General features: G+C 66.4%; 17 protein-coding genes. 1 reads left to right on the forward strand and 16 read right to left on the reverse strand.

Features of this window, described 5'->3' with window-relative positions; all coding sequences use genetic code 11:
• Nucleotides 1-2: 2 nt before the first annotated feature.
• The gene (gene ftsW, locus BMX04_RS14865) at nt 3-1,166 is read right to left on the reverse strand and encodes a putative lipid II flippase FtsW (protein ID WP_050662747.1); all 1,164 of its coding nucleotides are present in this window, start codon (nt 1,164-1,166) and stop codon (nt 3-5) included.
• Between the two features lie 127 nt (nt 1,167-1,293).
• Here ftsW and BMX04_RS14870 point away from each other — a divergent pair, with 127 nt between their 5' ends.
• Entirely contained in the window at nt 1,294-2,481 is a 1,188-nt protein-coding gene (locus BMX04_RS14870; protein ID WP_074787698.1) for a BaiN/RdsA family NAD(P)/FAD-dependent oxidoreductase, read from the forward strand.
• Nucleotides 2,482-2,560: 79 nt separating this feature from the next.
• Here BMX04_RS14870 and murD read toward each other — a convergent pair whose 3' ends face one another.
• From murD to BMX04_RS14945, 15 genes are all read right to left on the reverse strand, one after another.
• Nucleotides 2,561-4,021 (reverse strand): UDP-N-acetylmuramoyl-L-alanine--D-glutamate ligase, encoded by a 1,461-nt coding sequence (gene murD / locus BMX04_RS14875; protein WP_276325619.1) that lies wholly within the window; start codon nt 4,019-4,021, stop codon nt 2,561-2,563.
• A gap of 584 nt (nt 4,022-4,605) precedes the next feature.
• The gene (mraY, locus tag BMX04_RS14880; protein ID WP_074787700.1) at nt 4,606-5,688 is read right to left on the reverse strand and encodes a phospho-N-acetylmuramoyl-pentapeptide-transferase; all 1,083 of its coding nucleotides are present in this window, start codon (nt 5,686-5,688) and stop codon (nt 4,606-4,608) included.
• Complete coding sequence (locus BMX04_RS14885; protein WP_074787701.1) at nt 5,688-7,124, reverse strand: UDP-N-acetylmuramoyl-tripeptide--D-alanyl-D-alanine ligase; 1,437 nt, start codon at nt 7,122-7,124, stop codon at nt 5,688-5,690. Before BMX04_RS14885 ends, mraY begins: the two co-directional genes overlap by 1 nt.
• Nucleotides 7,121-8,605 carry a UDP-N-acetylmuramoyl-L-alanyl-D-glutamate--2,6-diaminopimelate ligase gene (locus tag BMX04_RS14890; protein WP_139194575.1) on the reverse strand — a complete coding sequence of 495 codons (1,485 nt, stop codon included), beginning with the start codon at nt 8,603-8,605 and terminating at the stop codon, nt 7,121-7,123. The genes BMX04_RS14885 and BMX04_RS14890 overlap by 4 nt, the downstream gene beginning before the upstream one ends.
• 24 nt (nt 8,606-8,629) lie before the next feature.
• Nucleotides 8,630-10,414, reverse strand: a complete 1,785-nt coding sequence (locus BMX04_RS14895) for a peptidoglycan D,D-transpeptidase FtsI family protein (RefSeq protein WP_074787702.1) — start codon at nt 10,412-10,414, stop codon at nt 8,630-8,632.
• Nucleotides 10,411-10,755, reverse strand: a complete 345-nt coding sequence (ftsL, locus tag BMX04_RS14900; protein ID WP_175477383.1) for a cell division protein FtsL — start codon at nt 10,753-10,755, stop codon at nt 10,411-10,413. Before ftsL ends, BMX04_RS14895 begins: the two co-directional genes overlap by 4 nt.
• Complete coding sequence (rsmH, locus tag BMX04_RS14905; RefSeq protein ID WP_074787703.1) at nt 10,755-11,747, reverse strand: 16S rRNA (cytosine(1402)-N(4))-methyltransferase RsmH; 993 nt, start codon at nt 11,745-11,747, stop codon at nt 10,755-10,757. The genes ftsL and rsmH overlap by 1 nt, the downstream gene beginning before the upstream one ends.
• 3 nt (nt 11,748-11,750) lie before the next feature.
• The gene (mraZ, locus tag BMX04_RS14910) at nt 11,751-12,254 is read right to left on the reverse strand and encodes a division/cell wall cluster transcriptional repressor MraZ (protein ID WP_074787704.1); all 504 of its coding nucleotides are present in this window, start codon (nt 12,252-12,254) and stop codon (nt 11,751-11,753) included.
• 727 nt (nt 12,255-12,981) lie between these two features.
• Complete coding sequence (locus BMX04_RS14915; RefSeq protein ID WP_074787705.1) at nt 12,982-14,391, reverse strand: PepSY-associated TM helix domain-containing protein; 1,410 nt, start codon at nt 14,389-14,391, stop codon at nt 12,982-12,984.
• 67 nt (nt 14,392-14,458) lie between these two features.
• Nucleotides 14,459-14,806, reverse strand: coding sequence for a DUF2946 family protein (locus tag BMX04_RS19480; protein ID WP_175477384.1), 348 nt, complete (start codon nt 14,804-14,806; stop codon nt 14,459-14,461).
• A 90-nt stretch (nt 14,807-14,896) separates the two neighbouring features.
• Nucleotides 14,897-15,403, reverse strand: a complete 507-nt coding sequence (locus tag BMX04_RS14925) for a GNAT family N-acetyltransferase (protein ID WP_074787707.1) — start codon at nt 15,401-15,403, stop codon at nt 14,897-14,899.
• 55 nt (nt 15,404-15,458) lie between these two features.
• Nucleotides 15,459-16,454 (reverse strand): acryloyl-CoA reductase, encoded by a 996-nt coding sequence (acuI, locus tag BMX04_RS14930; protein WP_074787708.1) that lies wholly within the window; start codon nt 16,452-16,454, stop codon nt 15,459-15,461.
• A gap of 106 nt (nt 16,455-16,560) precedes the next feature.
• Nucleotides 16,561-17,673 carry a dimethylsulfoniopropionate demethylase gene (locus BMX04_RS14935; RefSeq protein WP_074787709.1) on the reverse strand — a complete coding sequence of 371 codons (1,113 nt, stop codon included), beginning with the start codon at nt 17,671-17,673 and terminating at the stop codon, nt 16,561-16,563.
• Nucleotides 17,670-18,185: a DinB family protein gene (locus tag BMX04_RS14940; protein ID WP_074787710.1), complete on the reverse strand. Its 516-nt coding sequence runs from the start codon at nt 18,183-18,185 to the stop codon at nt 17,670-17,672. Before BMX04_RS14940 ends, BMX04_RS14935 begins: the two co-directional genes overlap by 4 nt.
• On the reverse strand, nt 18,185-18,820 hold the full coding sequence (locus tag BMX04_RS14945; protein ID WP_074787711.1) for a DUF1326 domain-containing protein: 636 nt from the start codon (nt 18,818-18,820) through the stop codon (nt 18,185-18,187). The genes BMX04_RS14940 and BMX04_RS14945 overlap by 1 nt, the downstream gene beginning before the upstream one ends.
• Between the last annotated feature and the right edge of the window lie 5 nt (nt 18,821-18,825).

An 18,825-nucleotide genomic window follows, 5' to 3' on the forward strand; every position in this document is an offset into this window, starting at 1 on the left:
GCTTAGCGGCGTCCGCGCAACAGATCGCCGATCTGCCCTTGCGGACGGTTGCGGGTGAAGGCCAGCAGCATGCCCACCGCGATGCCCCCCGCCACCACCGACGAACCGCCATAGCTGACGAAGGGCAGGGTCATGCCCTTGGCAGGCAAAAGCCGCACGGCGACCCCCATGTTGATCATCGCCTGCGCGCCGAAAATCGCAATGAGCCCGGTGCCTGCCAGCCGGATGAAGGGGTCACGCTCGCGCATCAGCCGCACCAGCGAGCGCACGACAATGCCGGTGTAGAGCGCGATGATGCACAACACCAGAACCAGCCCGTATTCCTCGGCGGCGACCGCGATGATGAAATCCGTATGCGCGTCCGGCAGGCTCCACTTCACCTGCCCCTCGCCCACACCAACACCAAAGAAGCCACCCTCGCGGATCGCGTTGGTGGCAAAGCCAAGCTGCGTCGTGGGGTCCAACTCAGGGCTGAGAAAGCCGTCGATACGGCGTGCGAAATGCTCGGAATTGGAATAGGCGAAACTGCCCACCAGCACCACGCCCCCGGCCATCGCCAGAAGCAGCGTGATCGGCGCACCGGCCACGAAATACATCACCCCCCAGCCAAAGAGCACCAGCGCCGCCTGCCCGAAATCGGGCTGCATGGCGAGAAAGGCAAGGATCACCATGGCCAGCAGGAACGACCAGCTGAGCCCCGGCGGCCCGTTGATCTGCTGGCTTGCCGCCATCATCCAGGCGGCGACCACGACAAAGGCGGGCTTTAGAAATTCCGAAGGCTGCACGCTGGCAAAGCCAAGACTGTACCAGCGCATCGCGCCCTTGCCGAAATCGGTGCCGAAGACCGGCAGCAGGATCAGCGCCACGAAAGCCGCGAGAAAGCCCATGACAGCCAGTCGCCGCACCAGGTCTGGCCGCATCATCGAGGTCAGTACCATCGCCACCAGCGCCAGCACCCCGAAGAACGCCTGTCGTTGCACATAGTGGAAGGGTGCCAGCCCGTTCTTCTCGGCCAGCGGCGGTGAGGCCGCCAGCCCCAGCAATATTCCGATACCGAAGAGGATCAGCACACAGGAGAACGACCACTTGTCGATCGTGCGCCACCATTTGGGAAGGATGGGCTCAGCGTCCCTTTGGGGCACTGCCCCATAGACCATTTCCGTCATCTGCCTGCCGCCTCATGCATTTTGCGCCCCTTTTCGGGATCTAATGTATAGTCTAGCGATTTTTCAGCTCAGACGCCAGAACTATCCCCCTTGCCTTTCGGCGGGTTTTCGCGTTTCAGGCGCAGCCATGACAGAGGCCATCGATACCCTCATTCTCGGCGCGGGGGCGGCCGGGCTGATGTGCGCGGCGCAGGCGGGGCCCGGCACGCTGGTGATCGACCATGCCCGCGCGCCCGGCGAAAAGATCCGCATCTCGGGCGGCGGGCGCTGCAACTTCACCAACCTGCACGCGGGGCCCGAGAATTTCCTGTCGGCCAATCCGCATTTCTGCAAATCGGCCCTGTCGCGCTACACGCAATGGGATTTCATCGACCTCGTGGCGCGCCACGGCATCGCCTGGCATGAAAAGACGCTTGGCCAGCTTTTCTGTGACGGCAAGGCCACCCAGATCATCGCCATGCTGGTCGAGGAGTTGCGCGGCGCGGGAGCCGATCTGTGGCTTTCGACGCGGCTGGTGGATCTCAGCCATGACGGCAGCCGCTTTCACGCGGTGCTGGAGCGCGACGGCGCGCGCGTGACCCTCAGCCCGCGCAACCTTGTGCTGGCCACGGGGGGCAAGTCGATCCCCAAGATGGGGGCGACGGGGCTCGCCTATGAGATCGCGCAACGATTTGGTCACACGCTGACCGAGACGCGCCCGGCGCTGGTGCCCTTCACCTTTTCCGAAGCACCCTTCGCGCCCCTCTCGGGCACCGCCCTGCCAGTGCGCGCCGCCTGCAACGGCACGGAGTTCGAGGAGGCGGCACTTTTCACGCATCGGGGCCTCTCCGGCCCGGCAATCCTGCAAATTTCGTCCTTCTGGCGCGAGGGCGAAGCGATCACGCTCGATCTCGACCCCGAGGCGCGGCTATATGAGGCGCTGCGCGCGCAACGCCAGAGCCAGGGCCGCCGCAACCTAAGCACGGAACTCGGCCACCACCTGCCCGCCAAGCTGATCGGCCATCTTGCCCCCGCACTCGGCCTTTCGGGCAACCTGGCGGATCAGTCCGACGCCCGGCTGGCCGAGATCACGGATACCTTACGCGGCTGGACGCTGAAGCCCACCGGCACCGAGGGCTACCGCACCGCCGAGGTCACGCTTGGCGGGATCGACACCGGCGGGCTGTCCTCGAAAACCATGGAGTCGCAGCACCTGCCGGGCCTTTATGCCATCGGCGAGGCGGTGGATGTGACTGGCTGGCTCGGCGGCTATAATTTCCAATGGGCCTGGTCGTCGGGCTGGGCCGCGGGACAGGCGATCGCGGCGCGGGGGTGAGAGGTCAGGATTGAGTATTTGCACCATAAAGAAACCCGCATTCCCGCTTCTTTTTGGCAAAAATACTCATGATCCACGCTCACAGCCGGGCGCGCACCTCCGCTATGAAATCCTCGCCGCGCTGCTCGAAATTGTCGTATTGATCAAAGCTGGCGGCTGCCGGTGCGAGCAGCACCACCTCGCCCGGCGCGGCCTCGGACATGGCGGCCTCGACGGCGCGGGCCATGGTGGTGCAGATTTCCACCTCCACCCCTTCGAGACCGAGGGCGAATTGCGCCGCCTCGCGCCCGATGACGTAAGCCTTGCGCACATGATCGAGGCCGGGTTTCAGCCCGGCAAGCCCGCCGTCTTTCTCCAGCCCGCCGCAGATCCAGCGGATGTTGTCGAAGGCCAGCAGCGCCTGCAGGGCGGCATCGACATTGGTGGCCTTGCTGTCATTGACGATGCGCACGCCGTCCCGCTCGGCCACGGTCTGGCTGCGATGCGGCAGGCCCGCGAAGCTGTGAAAGGCGGCCTCGATCACCCGGGGGGCGAGGCCGAGCGTGCGGCAGGCGGCATAGGCGGCGCAGGCGTTCTGGTGGTTGTGGCGGCCCGGCAGGCCGGGCACCGCGCGCAGGTCGATTGAGGCGACCTGCTTGCCCTTGCGGTATTCGCTGAGAAAGCCCTTGTTCGCGAAAACCATCCAGCCGGGGCCCGAGAGCTTGCGCGCGACCGAGACGCGGATCACCCGGTCGTCGCCCGGTGCCTCGCTCAGCTGCCCCGCGAGATACCGCCCCTCGTCCTCGTCGACGCCGATCACCGCGCGGTCTGGCCCGCCCTCGGCAAAGAGCCGCCGCTTGGCCGCGAAATACCCGCCCAGACCGGCATGGCGGTCGAGGTGATCGGGGGAGAGGTTGGTGAACACGGCCACGTCCGGCGTCAGCGCGCGGGCGAGATCGGTCTGGTAGCTGGAAAGCTCCAGCACCACCACGCCGCCATCGCCCGGCGGGTCAATGTCGAGCACCCCGCGCCCGATATTTCCGGCCAGTTGCGCCTGCTTTCCCGCCTCTGTCAGGACATGGTGGATGAGGGCGGATGTCGTTGATTTTCCATTGCTTCCGGTCACGGCGATGACCTTGGGCGGCTGGTCGAACCCGTTCCAGTCCGGCGTGGCGAGCGAGCGGAAGAAGAGCCCGATATCGTTGTCCACCGGCACGCCCGCCTCTTGCGCCGCCGCGATCACCTTGTTGGGGGACGGGTAGAGATGCGGGATGCCGGGGCTGACGATCAGGCGCGCCACATCCTCAAAGGCGCCCGCGCGAGTGAGGTCGGTGACTGTGAGGCCAGCAGCCTCGGCGGCGTCGCGGGCGGGCGGGTTGTCGTCCCAGGCCAGCACCTCGGCCCCGCCTGCACTGAGCGCACGCGCCGCCGAGAGGCCCGAGCGCCCCAATCCAAGCACCGCCACGCGCTGCCCGGCCATCCCCTGCACCTTGATCATCGTGCCGTTTCCTTCCCGCCTTTTTCGCCGCGCGAGAGTGCCCCGGCGCGGCGGCGCGCGCAAGCTGGTTAACGAATGGTTGCGGGGAGCGCGCGGGTGGAGGGGCGCGAGGGGCCGAATCGCCAGGTTAACAAGGGGTATGGGGCGGTTTCGGGCTGTCTGTATCGCGTCGGTATTGCGGCGGTATCGCGACGGTGCGGGTGTGGGTGTTGGGCGGGGTTAACGGGGCGCGCGGGGGTCGGTGGAATATGGACGTCATCGCCCGGCTTGACCGGGCGATCTGCTGGCGGGGGGATCCTCGGGTCAGGCCCGAGGATGACCGGGAATGGGGACGGAGACCGGGTTGTGCGGGTGGTTATTGACGCGGGGCTAGGGTTGGCCGGGAGCGGTCGTTGCCGGTTCGAGAGATGAGCCGCGCAGTGCCCGACCGCCGGGTGGGCGCAGCAACCTCGGGGGACCGCACTTTATGCCAGCCAAGCACTCCCGCTTTTCAATGGCTTGATACGTTGCAAAAGCGCCTGCCCGAGGGGGCGGGTCATGCCACAGGCATGCCTTCGGCATGACCGCTGCGCGGCGGTGCCTGCGGCACCTTGATTCCGCGCATTGGGGCTAGCCGTCAACGGCAGCAACAGGTCAAAACCGCACCCCTAGCGCAGTTTCAGCGTCGCCAGTCCGATCATTGCGAGGATCAGGGCGATGATCCAGAAGCGGATGACGATCTGCGGTTCGGCCCAGCCCTTTTTCTCGTAGTGGTGGTGGATCGGGGCCATCAGGAAGACCCGCTTGCCGGTGCGCTTGAAATAGATCACCTGCACGATCACCGAGAGCGCCTCGGCCACGAAGAGGCCGCCGACGATGCCCAGCACCAGTTCGTGCTTGGTGGCCACGGCAATGGCCCCGAGCGCGCCGCCGAGGGCCAGCGAGCCGGTATCGCCCATGAAGACCGCCGCCGGGGGCGCGTTATACCACAGAAAGCCGAGGCCGCCGCCCACCAGCCCCGCCACGAAGATCAGGATCTCGCCGGTGCCGGGCACGTAGTGAAGGCCGAGATATTCGGTGAAGTCTGTCCGCCCCACGGTGTAGGCGATGATCCCGAGCGCGCCGGAGGCGATCATCACCGGCATGATCGCCAGCCCGTCGAGCCCGTCGGTGAGATTGACCGCATTGGCCGCGCCGACGATGACGATCATCGCGAAGGGAACGAAGAGAAAGCCGAGGTTGACCAGCACGTCCTTGAAGACCGGCAGCGCCAGCTGGAACTGCAATTCCGCCGGGTGGTGCCAGCTGGCCCAGCCCGCCGCCAGAAGCGCGATGAGAAAGCCGAGCGCGAGGCGCACGCGGCCCGGCACGCCCTTGTGATTGCCCTTGGAGACCTTGGCGTAATCGTCGGCAAAGCCGATAATGCCGAAGGCGAGCGTCACGAAAAGCACCAGCCAGACGTAAGGATTGTCGAGCCGCGCCCAGAGGAGCGTCGAGGTGAGCAGCGCGCCCACGATCAGGAGCCCACCCATGGTGGGGGTGCCCGCCTTGGCCAGATGCGATTCCGGGCCGTCGCTGCGAATGGGCTGGCCCTTGCCCTGACGGCGGCGCAGCGACAGGATCAGCGGCGGACCGAAGAGGAAGCCAAAGATCAGCGCGGTCATGAAGGCGCCACCCGCGCGGAAGGTGATGTAGCGAAAGAGGTTGAAGAAATCCCCCCCGTCCGACCAGATCGTCAGCCAATAGAGCATTACGCCACGTCCTCTTCCATCTTGCGCCCGGCCCGCCGCAGCGCGGCCACGACGAGGCTTACCCGGCTCCCCTTGGAGCCCTTTACCAGTACCACATCACCCGCATCGACCAACCGATGCGCCTCTTGCGCCAGATCCTCGGCGCGATCAACCCGGCGACCGCGCTTTTCCCATGGCAGCGCCTTCCAGAGGGCGCGCATGCGCGGGCCCACGCAATGCACCTCGTGGACCGCCTGCATCGCGGACAGATCGGCGAGGGCGGCGTGCAGCACGCCTTCGGTCTCGCCCAATTCCAGCATGTCGCCCAGGATGGCGATCCGGCGGCCACGGGCGACGCGGCCCACGTCGTCGCGCGGATGGCTGACCGCCAGAACATCGAGCGCCGCCTCCATCGAGGCGGGGTTGGCGTTGAAGGCGTCGTCGATGAGGTCGATGCTCATCCCGTCCTCGGCGGTGTCGAGCACCAGCCGCTCGCGGGTGCCGCGCCCGGCGGGGGGCGACCATGTCGCAAGATCGGCCATCGCCACGGCGCGGTCGAGCCCCAGCACCCGCACCACGGCCAGCACGGCGAGTGCGCCGAGCGCGAAATGCCGCCCCGGCACCGCGATCTTGTAGACCAGCGGCGTGCGCCAGGCGCGGGCGCGGGCGACGGTCGAGGCCTCGTGCAGATCGACCGACAGCAGGCGGTGATGCGCGGTGCGCGACCAGCCGAAGGAGAGGACACGCCCGGCATGCCGCTGCGCCACCTCGCGCAGGATCGGGGCGGTGGCAACATCGGCGTTGAGGATCGCCACGCCGTCCGGTTCCAACCCCTCGAAGATGCTGGCCTTTTCATAAGCGATGCCCTCGATATTCTCGAACGCCTCGAGATGCGCGGGGGCGACGGTGGTGATGAGCGCCACATGGGGCCGGGCCATGCGCGCGAGCGGTGCGATCTCACCGGGGTGGTTCATCCCGATTTCGATCACCGCAAAGTCGGTGTCGGCGGGCATGCGTGCCAATGTGAGCGGCACGCCCCAGTGGTTGTTGTAGCTGGCCTCGGCGGCATGCACGCGGCCCTGGGCGCCCAGCACGTCGCGCAGCATTTCCTTGGTCGAGGTCTTGCCGACCGAGCCGGTGACAGCGATGACGCGGCCCTGCAGGCGGGCGCGCCCGGCGACGCCCAAAGCCTCGAGCGCGGCCTGCACGTCCCTCACGATGAGGAGCGGGGCGTCCTTGGCCACGCCCTCGGGGATATGGGTGACGAGGGCGGCGGCGGCGCCCTGTTCCAGCGCCTGTGCTACGAAATCATGGCCATCGCGCGCGGCCTTGAGTGCCACGAAGAGATCGCCCGGCTGCAATGTGCGGGTGTCGATGGAGACGCCGGTCGCGGCCCAATCGCCAGTTACGCGCCCGCCGGTGGCCTGTGCCGCCTCCGAGGCCGTCCAGAGCGTCATACCCGCCCCCGGTCGAGGACGGAGACGGCGAGGCTCGCCTGTTCGGCATCATCAAACGGCAGCACGTCGTCGCCGACGATCTGCCCCGTCTCGTGGCCCTTGCCGCAGATCAGCAGCGCGTCGCCGGGGCCGAGTGCGTCGATCGCGCGCAGGATCGCCTCGGCGCGATCGCCGACCTCTTGTGCGCCGGGGCAGCCCTGCAACACGGCCCGTCTTATGCTGGCCGGGTCCTCGGTGCGGGGGTTGTCATCGGTCACGATCACGCGGTCGGCAAATTCGGTCGCCGCCTGCCCCATCAGGGGCCGCTTGCCCCTGTCGCGGTCGCCGCCCGCGCCCACGATGGCATAGAGACGGCCCATGACATGCGGGCGCATCGCCTTCAACGCGGTGGCCACGGCATCGGGGGTATGGGCGTAATCGACGAAGACCGCCGCGCCGTTTTCGCGGGTTGCGGCCAGCTGCATGCGGCCGCGCACGGTGCGCATTTCGGGCAAGGTGGCAAAGACACGCTCGGGGTCCTCGCCGGTGCCGATCACGAGCCCTGCCGCGAGCAGGACGTTTTCCGCCTGAAACCCGCCGATGAGGTCAAGCCGCACCTGGTGGGTGCTGTCCTCCCAATCAAAGCGCAGCACCTGCCCGGTTGCGTCAAACCGCTGTGCCACCAGATGCAGATCGGCGCCGGGCCTGCGCCCGACGGTGATCAGGTCCTGTCCGCGCTCGGTGGCGATCTCGGCCATGCCGGTGCCGCGCGGGTCGTCGATATTGATGACGGCGACGCCATCCTCGGAGAGGACGCGCGAGAAGAGCCCGGCCTTGGCGTCGAAATACTCGTCGAAATCGGCGTGATAATCGAGATGGTCCTGCGTGATGTTGGTAAAGCCCGCCGCAGCAAGGCGCACCCCGTCGAGCCGTTTCTGCGCCAGACCGTGCGAGGAGGCCTCCATCGCGGCGTGGTCGACACCGGCCTCGGCGCAGTCGGCGAGCAGCCGGTGCAGGGTGATCGGTTCGGGCGTGGTGTGGGTCATCGGCAGGCTGAGCGCGCCCTCGACGCCCGTGGTGCCGAGATTGACCGCATCGAGCCCCATCAATTCCCAGATCTGGCGGGTAAAGGTGGCGACGGAGGTCTTGCCGTTGGTGCCGGTGACGGCGACCATCACCTCGGGCTGTGCGCCGAACCAGAGGGCGGCGGCGAAGGCCAAAGTCTGGCGCGGGTCTTCGGCGATCACAAGCGCCGCATCACTACCGGCCAGCGTTTCATGGGCGAGGCGCGCGCCCTGGGCATCGGTCAGGATCGCCGCTGCCCCCTGCGCGAGGGCGGTGGCGATATACTCGGCCCCATGCGCGCGCACCCCTGGAAGGGCGGCGAAGAGCATACCCTTGCGCACCGCGCGGCTGTCCACGGCGAGGCCGGTGACCTGCGCGTTGCGGCCTGCCATGGCGGTCAGGCCAAGCTCTGCCAATGATCTGATCTGCCCCGCCACGTGATCTGCCCCGCCTTGCCGCGATTAGTTGGATGCCCGCCTTATAGCAGCAAGGTCTGCGGGTTCAATCTCGGGTCGCAGCCCCATGAGCGGAGCGACGCGACGGATGATTTCGGCGGCCACGGGCACAGCGGTCCAGCCTGCGGTGCGGCGCGGCTCGTCGCCCGAGGTCTCGACCGGCTCGTCGAGCGTGACGATGAGCACGTATTTGGGATCATGCGCCGGGAAGATGCTGGCGAAGGTGGCGATCACCTTGTCGTCGTAATAGCCGCCGCCGCGTGCCTTGGGCTTGTCGGCGGTGCCGGTCTTGCCGCCGACGGCATAGCCTGCCACCTCGCCGAAACTGGCGGTGCCCTCGCTGACAACCTTGCGCATCATGTGGCGCATGGCGTCTGCCGTGGTCTCGGAGATGACGCGTTCGCCGGGGGTGGGTGTTGCGCCATGCACCAGCGTCGGCGTCACCCGCCGCCCGCCATTGGCGATGGTCGCATAGGCGGCGGCCAGATGCATCGGGCTGGTCGAGAGGCCATGGCCGTAGGAGATCGTCATGGTCGACAGTTCCGACCAGTTCTTGGGCAGGAGCGGGGCGCTGCCCGACGCCTCGGTGATCTCCAGCGGCGAGGCCTGCATGAAGCCGAGTTTATCGAGGAAATCGCGCTGACGCGCCGCGCCGATATCCATCGCAATGCGGGCAGTGCCAACGTTGGAGGATTTCACGATTACCTTGGTGACGCTCAATTCCGGGCCGTAGTTGCGGAAATCGCGGATGCGGAACTTGCCCCATTGCATCGGGCTCTGGGTGTTGATCATCGTGTCGGGGTTCACGAGGCCAAGTTCCAGCGCCTGCGACACGGCAAACACCTTGAACACCGATCCCAACTCATAGACCCCCTGCACCGCGCGGTTGAAGAGCGGGCTGTCATCGGGGTTGCCTTCGGTCGGGGCGGCGGGGCGGTCGTTGGGGTCGAAATCGGGCAAGGAGGCGACGGCCACGACCTCGCCGGTGTCGACCTCCATCAGGATGCCCGCAGCCCCCTTGGCGTTCATGATCTTCATGCCGCCATGCAGCACCCGCTCCATCGCGGCCTGCACGCTGAGATCGAGCGACAGGGTGAGCGGCTGATGCGCGCGTGCGGGGTCGCGCAGGCGCTCGTCGAAATATTTCTCGATGCCCGCGACGCCCACCACCTCGGCGGCATGCACGCCCTCGCGCCCGAAACTGGCGCCGCCGAGGACATGCGCGGCGAGCGAGCCGTTGGGGTAAAGCCGCATCTCGCGCGGGCCAAAGAGCAAGCCCGGCTCGCCGATATCATGCACCGCCTGCTGTTGCTCAGGGCTGATTTTCTTCTTTATCCACAGGAACTTGCGCGTGCCGGTGAAATCGCGGATCAGGCGGGCGCGGTCGAGATCGGGAAAGATTTCCACCAGCTTGTCGGCGGCATGGTCGGGGTCGATCATGTCGCGGGGCTGGGCATAGAGGCTGTGGGTGTCGAAATTCGTGGCCAGAATCCGGCCCTCGCGATCGACGATATCGGCGCGCTGCGCGAGGATCGAGGCGCCCGCGACGCTGGTGCGCGGCTTGCCAGGTTCGGATTGTGCCAGCACCGCCATGCGCCCGCCCACGAGGCTGAAGGCGCAGAAGAAGAACACCGCCAGCACCAGAAGCCGCCCTTCGGCGCGGCGGCGGGCGCGGTCGCGCATTTCCTCGTGGCGCAGGCGGATGTTCTCGCGCTCGATGGCGTCGGGGTTCTCGCCACGGCTGCGGGCCTCAAGAATGCGGGCGAGCGGACGCAGGGGCGTGCGGATCATGGCTGTTGCTCCGAGTTCGAGACGTCGACGGGGTTGGTGATCGGCAATTCGGGCGGCGCGGGGAAGGCGACCTGATCAATCCGCCCGAACTGGTAGGGCTGGAGCGGCAGGAGGCCGAGCTTGTCGTAGTTCAGCTCGACCAGATCCATCAGCCGGTCGGGGCGGTTGAGATAGGCCCATTCGGCGTTGAGCACGCGCAGCCGGGCGCGCGCGTCGCCGATGGCGTTCTGGAGGTGCTGCGCCTCGGCCTGTGCCTCTTGGGTGCGGTAATTCTCGCGGTAGGCCCAGAAGGCGAGGCCGATCACTGAAAGCGCGGTGAGAACGTAAAGCAGGCTGCGCATCATTTGCCCCCTTTGAGCATCGGCATGCCGATGGCGCTGCGGTCGATATGGCCCGCCGGGGCCTCGGTGCGGGTGGCGACGCGCAGCTTGGCGCTGCGCGCGCGCGGGTTTTCATCCAGTTCCTGCGCGTCCGCGACGAGGGCCTTGCGCGATTTCAGGGTGAATTGCGGGTCGGGCTGTTCGATCTTGGGCGCGTGGCGGCTGCCGCCGCCGGTGGCACCGGCGCGGATCTGCAGAAAGCGTTTGACCATCCGGTCCTCGATGGAATGGAAGGTCACGACCGCCAGTTGCCCGCCGGATTTGAGCGCGCGCTCTGCCGCCTCCAGCCCCTCGATCAGCGCGCCGTATTCGTCATTCACCGCGATGCGGATCGCCTGAAAGGTGCGGGTCGCGGGGTGGGTCTGGCCCGGCTTGGGCCGGGGCAGGCAGCGCTCGACGATCCCGGCCAGTTGCAGCGTGGTCTCGATGGGGGCGTCCTCGCGGACCCGGACGATGGATTTGGCGATGCGGCGGCTGGCGCGCTCCTCGCCGTAGAGAAAGATTATGTTTGCGAGTTCGGCCTCGGGCGTCTCATTGACCAGATCGGCGGCGGTGGGGCCGGATTGGCTCATCCGCATGTCGAGCGGGCCGTCGTTTCGGAAGGAAAAGCCGCGCGCGGCCTCGTCCAGCTGCATCGAGGAAACGCCGAGATCGAGCACGACGCCGTCGAGACCCGTGGCATAGTCGTCCATCTGCGCGAAATTGCCCTGCACGAGGCGCAGCCGGTCGCCGTAGCCCGCACCCCAGTCGCGCGCCAGATCGAGCGCCAGCGGGTCGCGGTCGACGCCGATGACCTGCCCTGCCCCGGCCTCGAGCAGCCCGCGCGCATAGCCGCCCGCACCAAGCGTGCCGTCGAGCCAGGTGCCGGTGACGGGGGCGACGGCCGCCAGAAGCGGGCGCAGCAGGACCGGGATATGCGGGGCGTCGGGGGATGTGGCGGCGGCAGCGGCCATGGTTTACGCCCCGTCCGGAGTGTCGAGCAGGATGAGCGGGTCGAAATCCTCGGGGAAGTCGTCGAGCCATTCCTCGGTCTTGGCCAGCTCTTCGGACTCGTAGGTCTCGGGCTTCCAGATCTGGAAGGTGTCGCCCGCGGCGATGAAGAACGCCTCGCCTTCGAGGTCGATCTTGCGGCGCAGCTTGGCGGGCAGCACCAGCCGCCCGGTTTCGTCCACCGAGGTGGGAAAGCTCTGGCCGTGAAAGAGACGCTGGAGATGCTTGCGGGCCTGCGAGCCGCGCGGCAGGGCGGCGATCTTGTCGTCCACCTCCTGCATCGCCTCGACGGTGTAGCATTCGAGGAAATTACGGCGGTGGTCGCCATAGACGATGATGAGTTCGGGGCTGAGGCCGTCGGTCCAGTTCGGATCAGAGGCCTCGATCACACGGCGATAAAGAGCCGGGATAGACACCCTGCCCTTTCCATCCACCTTGTGGAGACTCTCGCCTCTGAATATCCGGCCCACTGTCCCGTCGGTCCCTTGCTACGCCCCCGGTTGAAAACCTGCCCCCTCAGACACGAAACGGCGGGTTGATCTGCTGCCACTGATCAACCCGCCGCCCTCGTCCCGCTTGAGCGGGGTGTCCGACTGCGCGCGCCACCTGGGGGGATGTCTGCTCGCTCGCGCGCCGGATCTCTTTGTTCGATGAAAGCGGGTGCCTGTATGAAACCTGACTTGGGAGTTTTTGGGGTCTTGCTGCCCCTCTGTGTTCCCGTCCTCATCGTGGTTTATTGATACTATGGGAAATTATCCCATGGCAATGTTTTTTTGCACTGACAGGCACAGGATGTTGCTTCCGAGACCCCTTCAAAACAACATAATGTGCTAATTTCAGGCTTGAGGATAGCTTATATAGTCAAGTATGTCAGATGTGACACCATATATACGCATTGAATTTACCTCTTATGACTTCCCATGATTTCCAAAATTTTTTGGAAATCTGCGCCCTAATCGCGTGATTACAGGCCCGGACGTGGCAAATCAACAGGCTTGTGGCGGCTCTGAAGGCCGTGATTCACGTCAGATTGATTCGATTTTCACGCTGGGCCATCAAGGCGGCGCAGTTCCGGCCCATGATTTCCCATATTTCCCGGACAGTCCCACCCGATCCCGCCGGAACGACAAAACCCCGCCCTTTTCGGGACGGGGTTTCGCAATCCTCATAATGAAGCCCCCGCAACGGGGACCGTGATCAACTGACCAGACGGCGCAGCGCGGGCAGGCGTTGCAGCACCAGCACATCGAGCGCCAGCACGGTGATCAGCGTCAGCCCGGCGAGCGGGAAGGCCAGCGAGACCGCCAGCCCGACCAGCACCGCGCCCTGCCACATCGGCATGTCACGCGGCAGTGGCGGCGCGGCGAGACGCCCGCCTGCCCCCGCCGGGCGACGCTTCCACCACATCACCACGGAACTGACGCAGAGAAACAGCACCGAGAGGCAAAAGACGGTGTTGGTCAGCACGCTCCACAGCCCCAGCGTGCCCATGTGCAGCGCGATGCCCACCGCCATCGCCTTGCCCGCCAGCGAATAATCCGCATAGCGCACATCGGCGAGGATGTTGCCGGTAAACTGGTCGACATGCACGGTGCGGTCGCTGGTCGGGTCGGTGTCGTCGGTATTCATCGAGTCGCGGTTGATGGTCCAGACGCCGGCCTCGCCATTCGGCAGGTTGAGTTGATAGCGGGCGTCAAAGCCGATCTCGCGCGCCAGCGTGTCGAGCGTGTCGATATCCACCGCACTTCCGCCCTCGGCATCGACGCCCGCATGGCCCGCATGGCTGCCCGAGGCGGGCATCGGTGTCTGTTCGAGCGCCCAGGGCACCTCCTTGCGGTCGTGGTTCATGCTGGCGTGGATATCGTCCGAGAGCGGCACGTTGTCCCATTTCTCGGCCGGGAACTGGCTCCAGGCCTGGACCATCTTCTCGCCCCAGATGCCCGCCCAGGCGAGGCCGGAGACGAGGAAGAACGCCAGTACGATGGAAATCCAGAAGCCCAGAACGCCGTGCAGGGAGCGCCAGAGCGCACGGCCACGGCCAAAGGTGGGAATGAGTGCCGCCCGCCACCCGGCCTCTCGCAGCCACCACATGTAAAGGCCGGTGGCAATCAGCACCATGCCCAGAGAGGCCGCGATTTCCAGCATCCGGTCGCCGGTCACGCCCAGCATTAGGTTGCTGTGGATGCCATCGGCGAAATCGTACCAGCCGGAGCGGCGCGGGAAGATATCCAGAACTTCGGCAGTGTAGGGATCGACGACGACCATGTTGGCCTCGCCGTCGAGATCGACGCGGAAGATCGCCGCGAGATCATCACGGCGCGGGGCCACGTATTGCTTGAGCGTGCCGCCGGGTATGGCGGCGACCGCGCCTTCGGCCTGCTCAGAGACGGCGAGCGCGGCCTCTTGCGGGATCACCGGCGTGCGCTCGCCGTCGCGCCCGTCGACCCAGGAAATCCACAGCATCAGCATGCCGGTGACGGCGAGGATGCAGAAGAACGGGATCACGAATAGGCCAGCGTAGAAATGCCAGCGCCAGGCGGCGAAATAGAACGGGTTCACCCCGCTGCGCGACTGCGCGGGGGATTGGGTCGGGTCGATCGACGTCATGGAAAGGCTCCATCAGAGACCCCGGATGCCGGGGGGAAACAGGTAAAAGAGACGCATTTTAAGGAAATCAGGCGTGCGGCGGGGCGCGCGGATTGGGCCGGGCATGGGCGAAGGCCCGTGCCAGACGCCACGTCGGGGCGTGTTTGATCCGCGTCTCACGCGGCGCGCTCCATGGCTCGGGCAGAGCCGCCTGTCCCGGCAGCAGCACCGAGGCCACGAGGCGGCAGGCCTCGCATCCGGTGCCCGCGCTGTCGTGATCGGTGCCGCCGTCATGGGCGTCGTGCGCGCAGAGGTCATCGGCGCTACCGCCTGCCGCGAGATAGGCGAGGTAGTCGGGATTTACAGTGCGACCCGGATCGCGATGGGCAAAGCCCACCGCCGCCATCGCCACGCTCAGGGCGATAACGAAAATCAATCTTGAACAAAGACCAGATGAAACGCGCGTCATGCGCGGCACTCTGCCACAGGTCCGGGCATCGCGCCAGTTCTCAATGCGGGGGCAGTCTCAGTCGCCGAGCCATTTATACATGATGCGCGCATCGACCAGTCCCTCGGTGGGATGCCGAAAGGCGCGCGGCAGGCGGCCCACGGTGTCAAAGCCGAGATCCTCCCAGAGCCTGATGGCCCCGGTATTGGTCTCGATCACGAAATTGAACTGCATCGCGAGATAGCCCATGGCGCGGGCCTGCGTCTGCGCGTGCAGGCACATCGCCCGCGCCATGCCCTGCCCGCGCGCCGCCTCGCTCACCATGTAGCCCGCGTTGCAGACATGCGCGCCGCCGCCGGGCTGATTGGTCTTGATGTAATAGGTGCCCAGGACCTCGCCCGCGATCTCGGCCACGTAGGTGGCGCGCGGGGTCTGCATCCACATCTCGCGCACCGCCTCGCGCGTCAGGCCCGGCTCTATCGTGTAGGTTTCGCCTGCCTTTATGACGCCGCGCAGGATCGGCCAGAGGGCGTTGAAATCGCCCTCGCGCGCGTACCTTATGGTGATGCCCTGATCGCTGTCCATGTCGCCGCCCCCCGCTCAGGCCATGGCTAGCGGGGGGCGCGGGTCTTGGCAAGTCTCAGGTGTTGACGTCGACCAAGACGCGGCCCTTGACCTGACCCTTGAGGATGTCGCGGCCAAGCTCGGGCAGATCGCCGAGGCAGGCGGGCTGCACCATCGCCTCGAGCTTGTCCATCGGCAGGTCGCGCGCGATGCGGTCCCAGGCGCGGGTACGGTTCTCGTAGGGTTGCATTACGCTGTCGATGCCCAGAAGGTTGACACCGCGCAGGATGAAGGGGGTGATCAGCGCGCCCTCGATGGCCGGTCCCCCTGCCAGCCCGATGGCGGCGACCGAGGTGCCGTATTTCATCTGCTTGAGCACCCGGCCCAGCATCGCGCCCGCCACCGCATCGACGCAGCCTGACCATTGCTCGGCCTCGAGCGGCTTGCGCGTCACCTCGGTCAGCTCGTCGCGGGCGACGATTTGGCTAGCGCCGAGGCTGCGCAGATAGTCCTCCTGATCGGGTCGGCCGGTAACCGCAGCCACTTCGTGGCCGAGATTGGCAAGGATCGCGATCGCGACCGAGCCGACACCGCCTGCCGCCCCGGTGACCAGCACCGGGCCGTGGCCGGGTTTCAGCCCGTGATCCTCCAGCGCCATCACCGCCAGCATGGCGGTAAAGCCTGCGGTGCCCACGGCCATCGCCTGACGGCTGTCCAACCCCTCGGGCAGCGGCACCAGCCAGTCGGCCTTGACCCGCGCCTTTTGCGCGTAACCGCCCCAATGCGCCTCGCCGACGCGCCAGCCGGTGAGCACGACCTTGTCGCCGGGTTTGTATCGGTCGTCGCTGCTTTCCTCGACGGTTCCGGCAAAGTCGATGCCCGGCACATGCGGGTAGTTCCGCACCAGTCCGCCGCCCGGCCCGACGCAGAGCCCGTCCTTGTAGTTCACCGTGGAATACTCGACCGCGACCAGCACCTCGCCATGTGGCAGGTCATCGACCGTGATCTGCTTGACCGCGGCGGAGGTCTTGCCGCTTTCCTCGTCCTTCTCGACGACCAGTGCGTTGAACATATCGCTCTCCTTTTTCGATCGCAGGGCCAGCCCCCTGCTTCATCTTTCCAAAAATACTCCGGGGAGTGTGAGGGGCTGGCCCCTCACTCCCGCGCTCAGGGACCGCTCAGGCCCAGAACCCGTCCTGCACCACGCCGCGCCGTTCGCCATCCGGGGCGCTGATGCGCAATTCGGTGCCCGCGTCCCAATGGGTCATCCGCACCATGCCGATGGCGACGTTGGTGTCAAAATCCGGCGACCATGCGGCGGAACTGATCCGACCCACGCGTTTGCCTTTTTCCGACAGGACCGGCCACCATTCGCGGCAGGGCGGCACGGCATCCCCCTCGATGGCGATGGCACAGACCTGCTGCACCGGGCCTTCCTTGGCGACCCTTAGCAGGGCGTCGCGGCCGATGCACCCGATCGCCGTGTGGGTGTTGCAGAACCGGCCCAGCCCACATTCATGCGGCGTGTTGTCGTCGGTCATATCGTTGCCGTAGCTCAAGAGGCCGCCCTCGATCCGCTCGATCAGGTTGGGGCAGCCGGCGTGCACGTCCATGCCCTTGCCCGCCTCCATCAGCGCGTGCCAGAGCGGCATGCCGATATCGCCCCCCTCGACATAGATCTCGAACCCGCCCTGCTTGGAATAGCCCGAGCGCGCGATCACCATGTCGCGGCCCTGAAAGTCGAACACGCCGAAGCGGAAGAAGCGGATATCGCGGACACTGTCGCCAAAGACCGCCGCCATCAGGTCATCGGCGCGCGGGCCCTGCACGGCCAGAGGCGAGACGTCCGGCTCATCGACCAGCACGTCGAGACGCCAGCCATGCGCGGTGGCGCGCACCCAGTAGAGCAGGTCCGAGTCGGCAATCGAGATCCACCAGCGATCCTCGGCCAGTTTCACGGCGACAGGGTCGTTGAGCATGCCCCCCGTCTCATCGACGATGGGCACGTAATAGCACTGTCCTGGCGTCATGCCGCGCAGGTCGCGGGGGGTGAGCATCTGCATCAGGCGGCCCGCGTCAGGGCCGCGCAATTCGACCTGCCGCTCGCAGGCCACGTCCCAGACCTGCACCGCGTCTTTCAGGTGGCGGTAATCCTCCTCGATGGAGCGGAACACCGTCGGCAACAGCATATGGTTATAGACCGTATAGGCCTTGACCCCCGCCGCCTCGACCCCGTCGGAAAAGGGCGTGCGGCGCAACCGGCGCGACAGGGACAGGAGCGGTGTGGTCATGCGTGATCCTCGGGCATGAAAGGAATATCGGTGACCGGGGCGGGCAGCCCGGCGCGGGTCAGCATCGCGTGGACCTGCCCCCGATGATGGGTCTGGTGGTTGAAGAAATGGGTGACGCAGGCGGCCATGGGGGTGGTAATCTCGGCCCCCAAGGCCCCTGAATAGAAGGTCAGATCGCCGGTGAGGTCGATACTGTGCACGCGCCCCGCCCAGGCCTTGATGCGGCCATCGGTGGTGAAGCGCTCGGCGCTCCACGCCGCGCCGGTGGGGGTGAGCGTGGTGCTCTCTTTGATCCCGCCCTCGGGGCGGGTGTCCTCGACCTTGAAGCGGTGCAGCCACATGCGGTCGGCCCAGAGGATATGGTTAAGCGTGCCGAGGATCGACGAGAAATGCGCCCCGTGATCCTCGGTCAGCACGTGTCGGCTCACCCCGTCGATGGCGCGGGTGATCTGCGCGTTCTGCCACGCATTATAGCGCGCCATGAGCGCGACATAATCCGCCGTCAGCATCATCAGCGCGGACCTTTCCAGTCGATCTGGCAGATTTCCGCGCTGCGCCCGTCGAAATCCCAGACCCGGCCGAAGGCGCGGACGCGGCCCTTGGTGGCGGTGGCCACTGTAATATCGGGGCCCATCCAGTATTCGGTATTGGTGACGACGATATCCTCACCCTTGTGGCCCTCGACGGGGACCACCTCGCCCTGGATTTTCTTGCCGACCATCAGGCGGCGGGCCTTGCCTTCGGTCTCGAAGATGACCGGCGCGCGCTCAGCCCCCAAGAATTCGCTGACCAGCACCCCGAAGAGACCGGTGGTGCCGCGCGCCTTGCCCGAGAAGATGTTGACCAGCCCCTCGTAGGCGTCGTCGCTGGCGCGTTCGTCGATATAGGCAGCGGCCTTCCAGTTGCCGCGCGCCATCAGGCCGGGGATTTCCAGCATCAGGCCGACGTTGAGCCCGCTGAGATCGGTATCGCCATACTGCCCCTCGTCGATGCGCACGCCCGACCACGCCTGACAGTAGCCTTCGGTGGGTGCGTGTTTGCCAAGACTGACCACGCAGGGGCAGAATACCGTGCAGTTGCAGTTGAGGATCAACTCCCCCTTGATCGTCCAGGGCACCGTGCCCACGCTTGCGTCGTCCAATGCCATGTCGT

It is taken from the genome of Roseovarius tolerans (assembly GCF_900109855.1).
GTDB classification, from domain to species: Bacteria; Pseudomonadota; Alphaproteobacteria; order Rhodobacterales; family Rhodobacteraceae; genus Roseovarius; species Roseovarius tolerans.

What these genes read in the sequence shown, in the direction of transcription:
- ftsL (WP_175477383.1), bottom strand. Translation starts at nt 10,755, where the DNA reads ATGCGCAGCCTGCTTTACGTTCTCACCGCGCTTTCAGTGATCGGCCTC.
- BMX04_RS14925 (WP_074787707.1), bottom strand. Translation starts at nt 15,403, where the DNA reads ATGGACAGCGATCAGGGCATCACCATAAGGTACGCGCGCGAGGGCGAT.
- BMX04_RS14935 (WP_074787709.1), bottom strand. Translation starts at nt 17,673, where the DNA reads ATGACCACACCGCTCCTGTCCCTGTCGCGCCGGTTGCGCCGCACGCCC.
- BMX04_RS14940 (WP_074787710.1), bottom strand. Translation starts at nt 18,185, where the DNA reads ATGATGCTGACGGCGGATTATGTCGCGCTCATGGCGCGCTATAATGCG.
- BMX04_RS14895 (WP_074787702.1), bottom strand. Translation starts at nt 10,414, where the DNA reads ATGATCCGCACGCCCCTGCGTCCGCTCGCCCGCATTCTTGAGGCCCGC.
- mraY (WP_074787700.1), bottom strand. Translation starts at nt 5,688, where the DNA reads ATGCTCTATTGGCTGACGATCTGGTCGGACGGGGGGGATTTCTTCAAC.
- BMX04_RS14915 (WP_074787705.1), bottom strand. Translation starts at nt 14,391, where the DNA reads ATGACGTCGATCGACCCGACCCAATCCCCCGCGCAGTCGCGCAGCGGG.
- rsmH (WP_074787703.1), bottom strand. Translation starts at nt 11,747, where the DNA reads ATGGCCGCTGCCGCCGCCACATCCCCCGACGCCCCGCATATCCCGGTC.
- BMX04_RS14870 (WP_074787698.1), top strand. Translation starts at nt 1,294, where the DNA reads ATGACAGAGGCCATCGATACCCTCATTCTCGGCGCGGGGGCGGCCGGG.
- ftsW (WP_050662747.1), bottom strand. Translation starts at nt 1,166, where the DNA reads ATGACGGAAATGGTCTATGGGGCAGTGCCCCAAAGGGACGCTGAGCCC.
- BMX04_RS14885 (WP_074787701.1), bottom strand. Translation starts at nt 7,124, where the DNA reads ATGACGCTCTGGACGGCCTCGGAGGCGGCACAGGCCACCGGCGGGCGC.
- BMX04_RS14945 (WP_074787711.1), bottom strand. Translation starts at nt 18,820, where the DNA reads ATGGCATTGGACGACGCAAGCGTGGGCACGGTGCCCTGGACGATCAAG.
- acuI (WP_074787708.1), bottom strand. Translation starts at nt 16,454, where the DNA reads ATGTTCAACGCACTGGTCGTCGAGAAGGACGAGGAAAGCGGCAAGACC.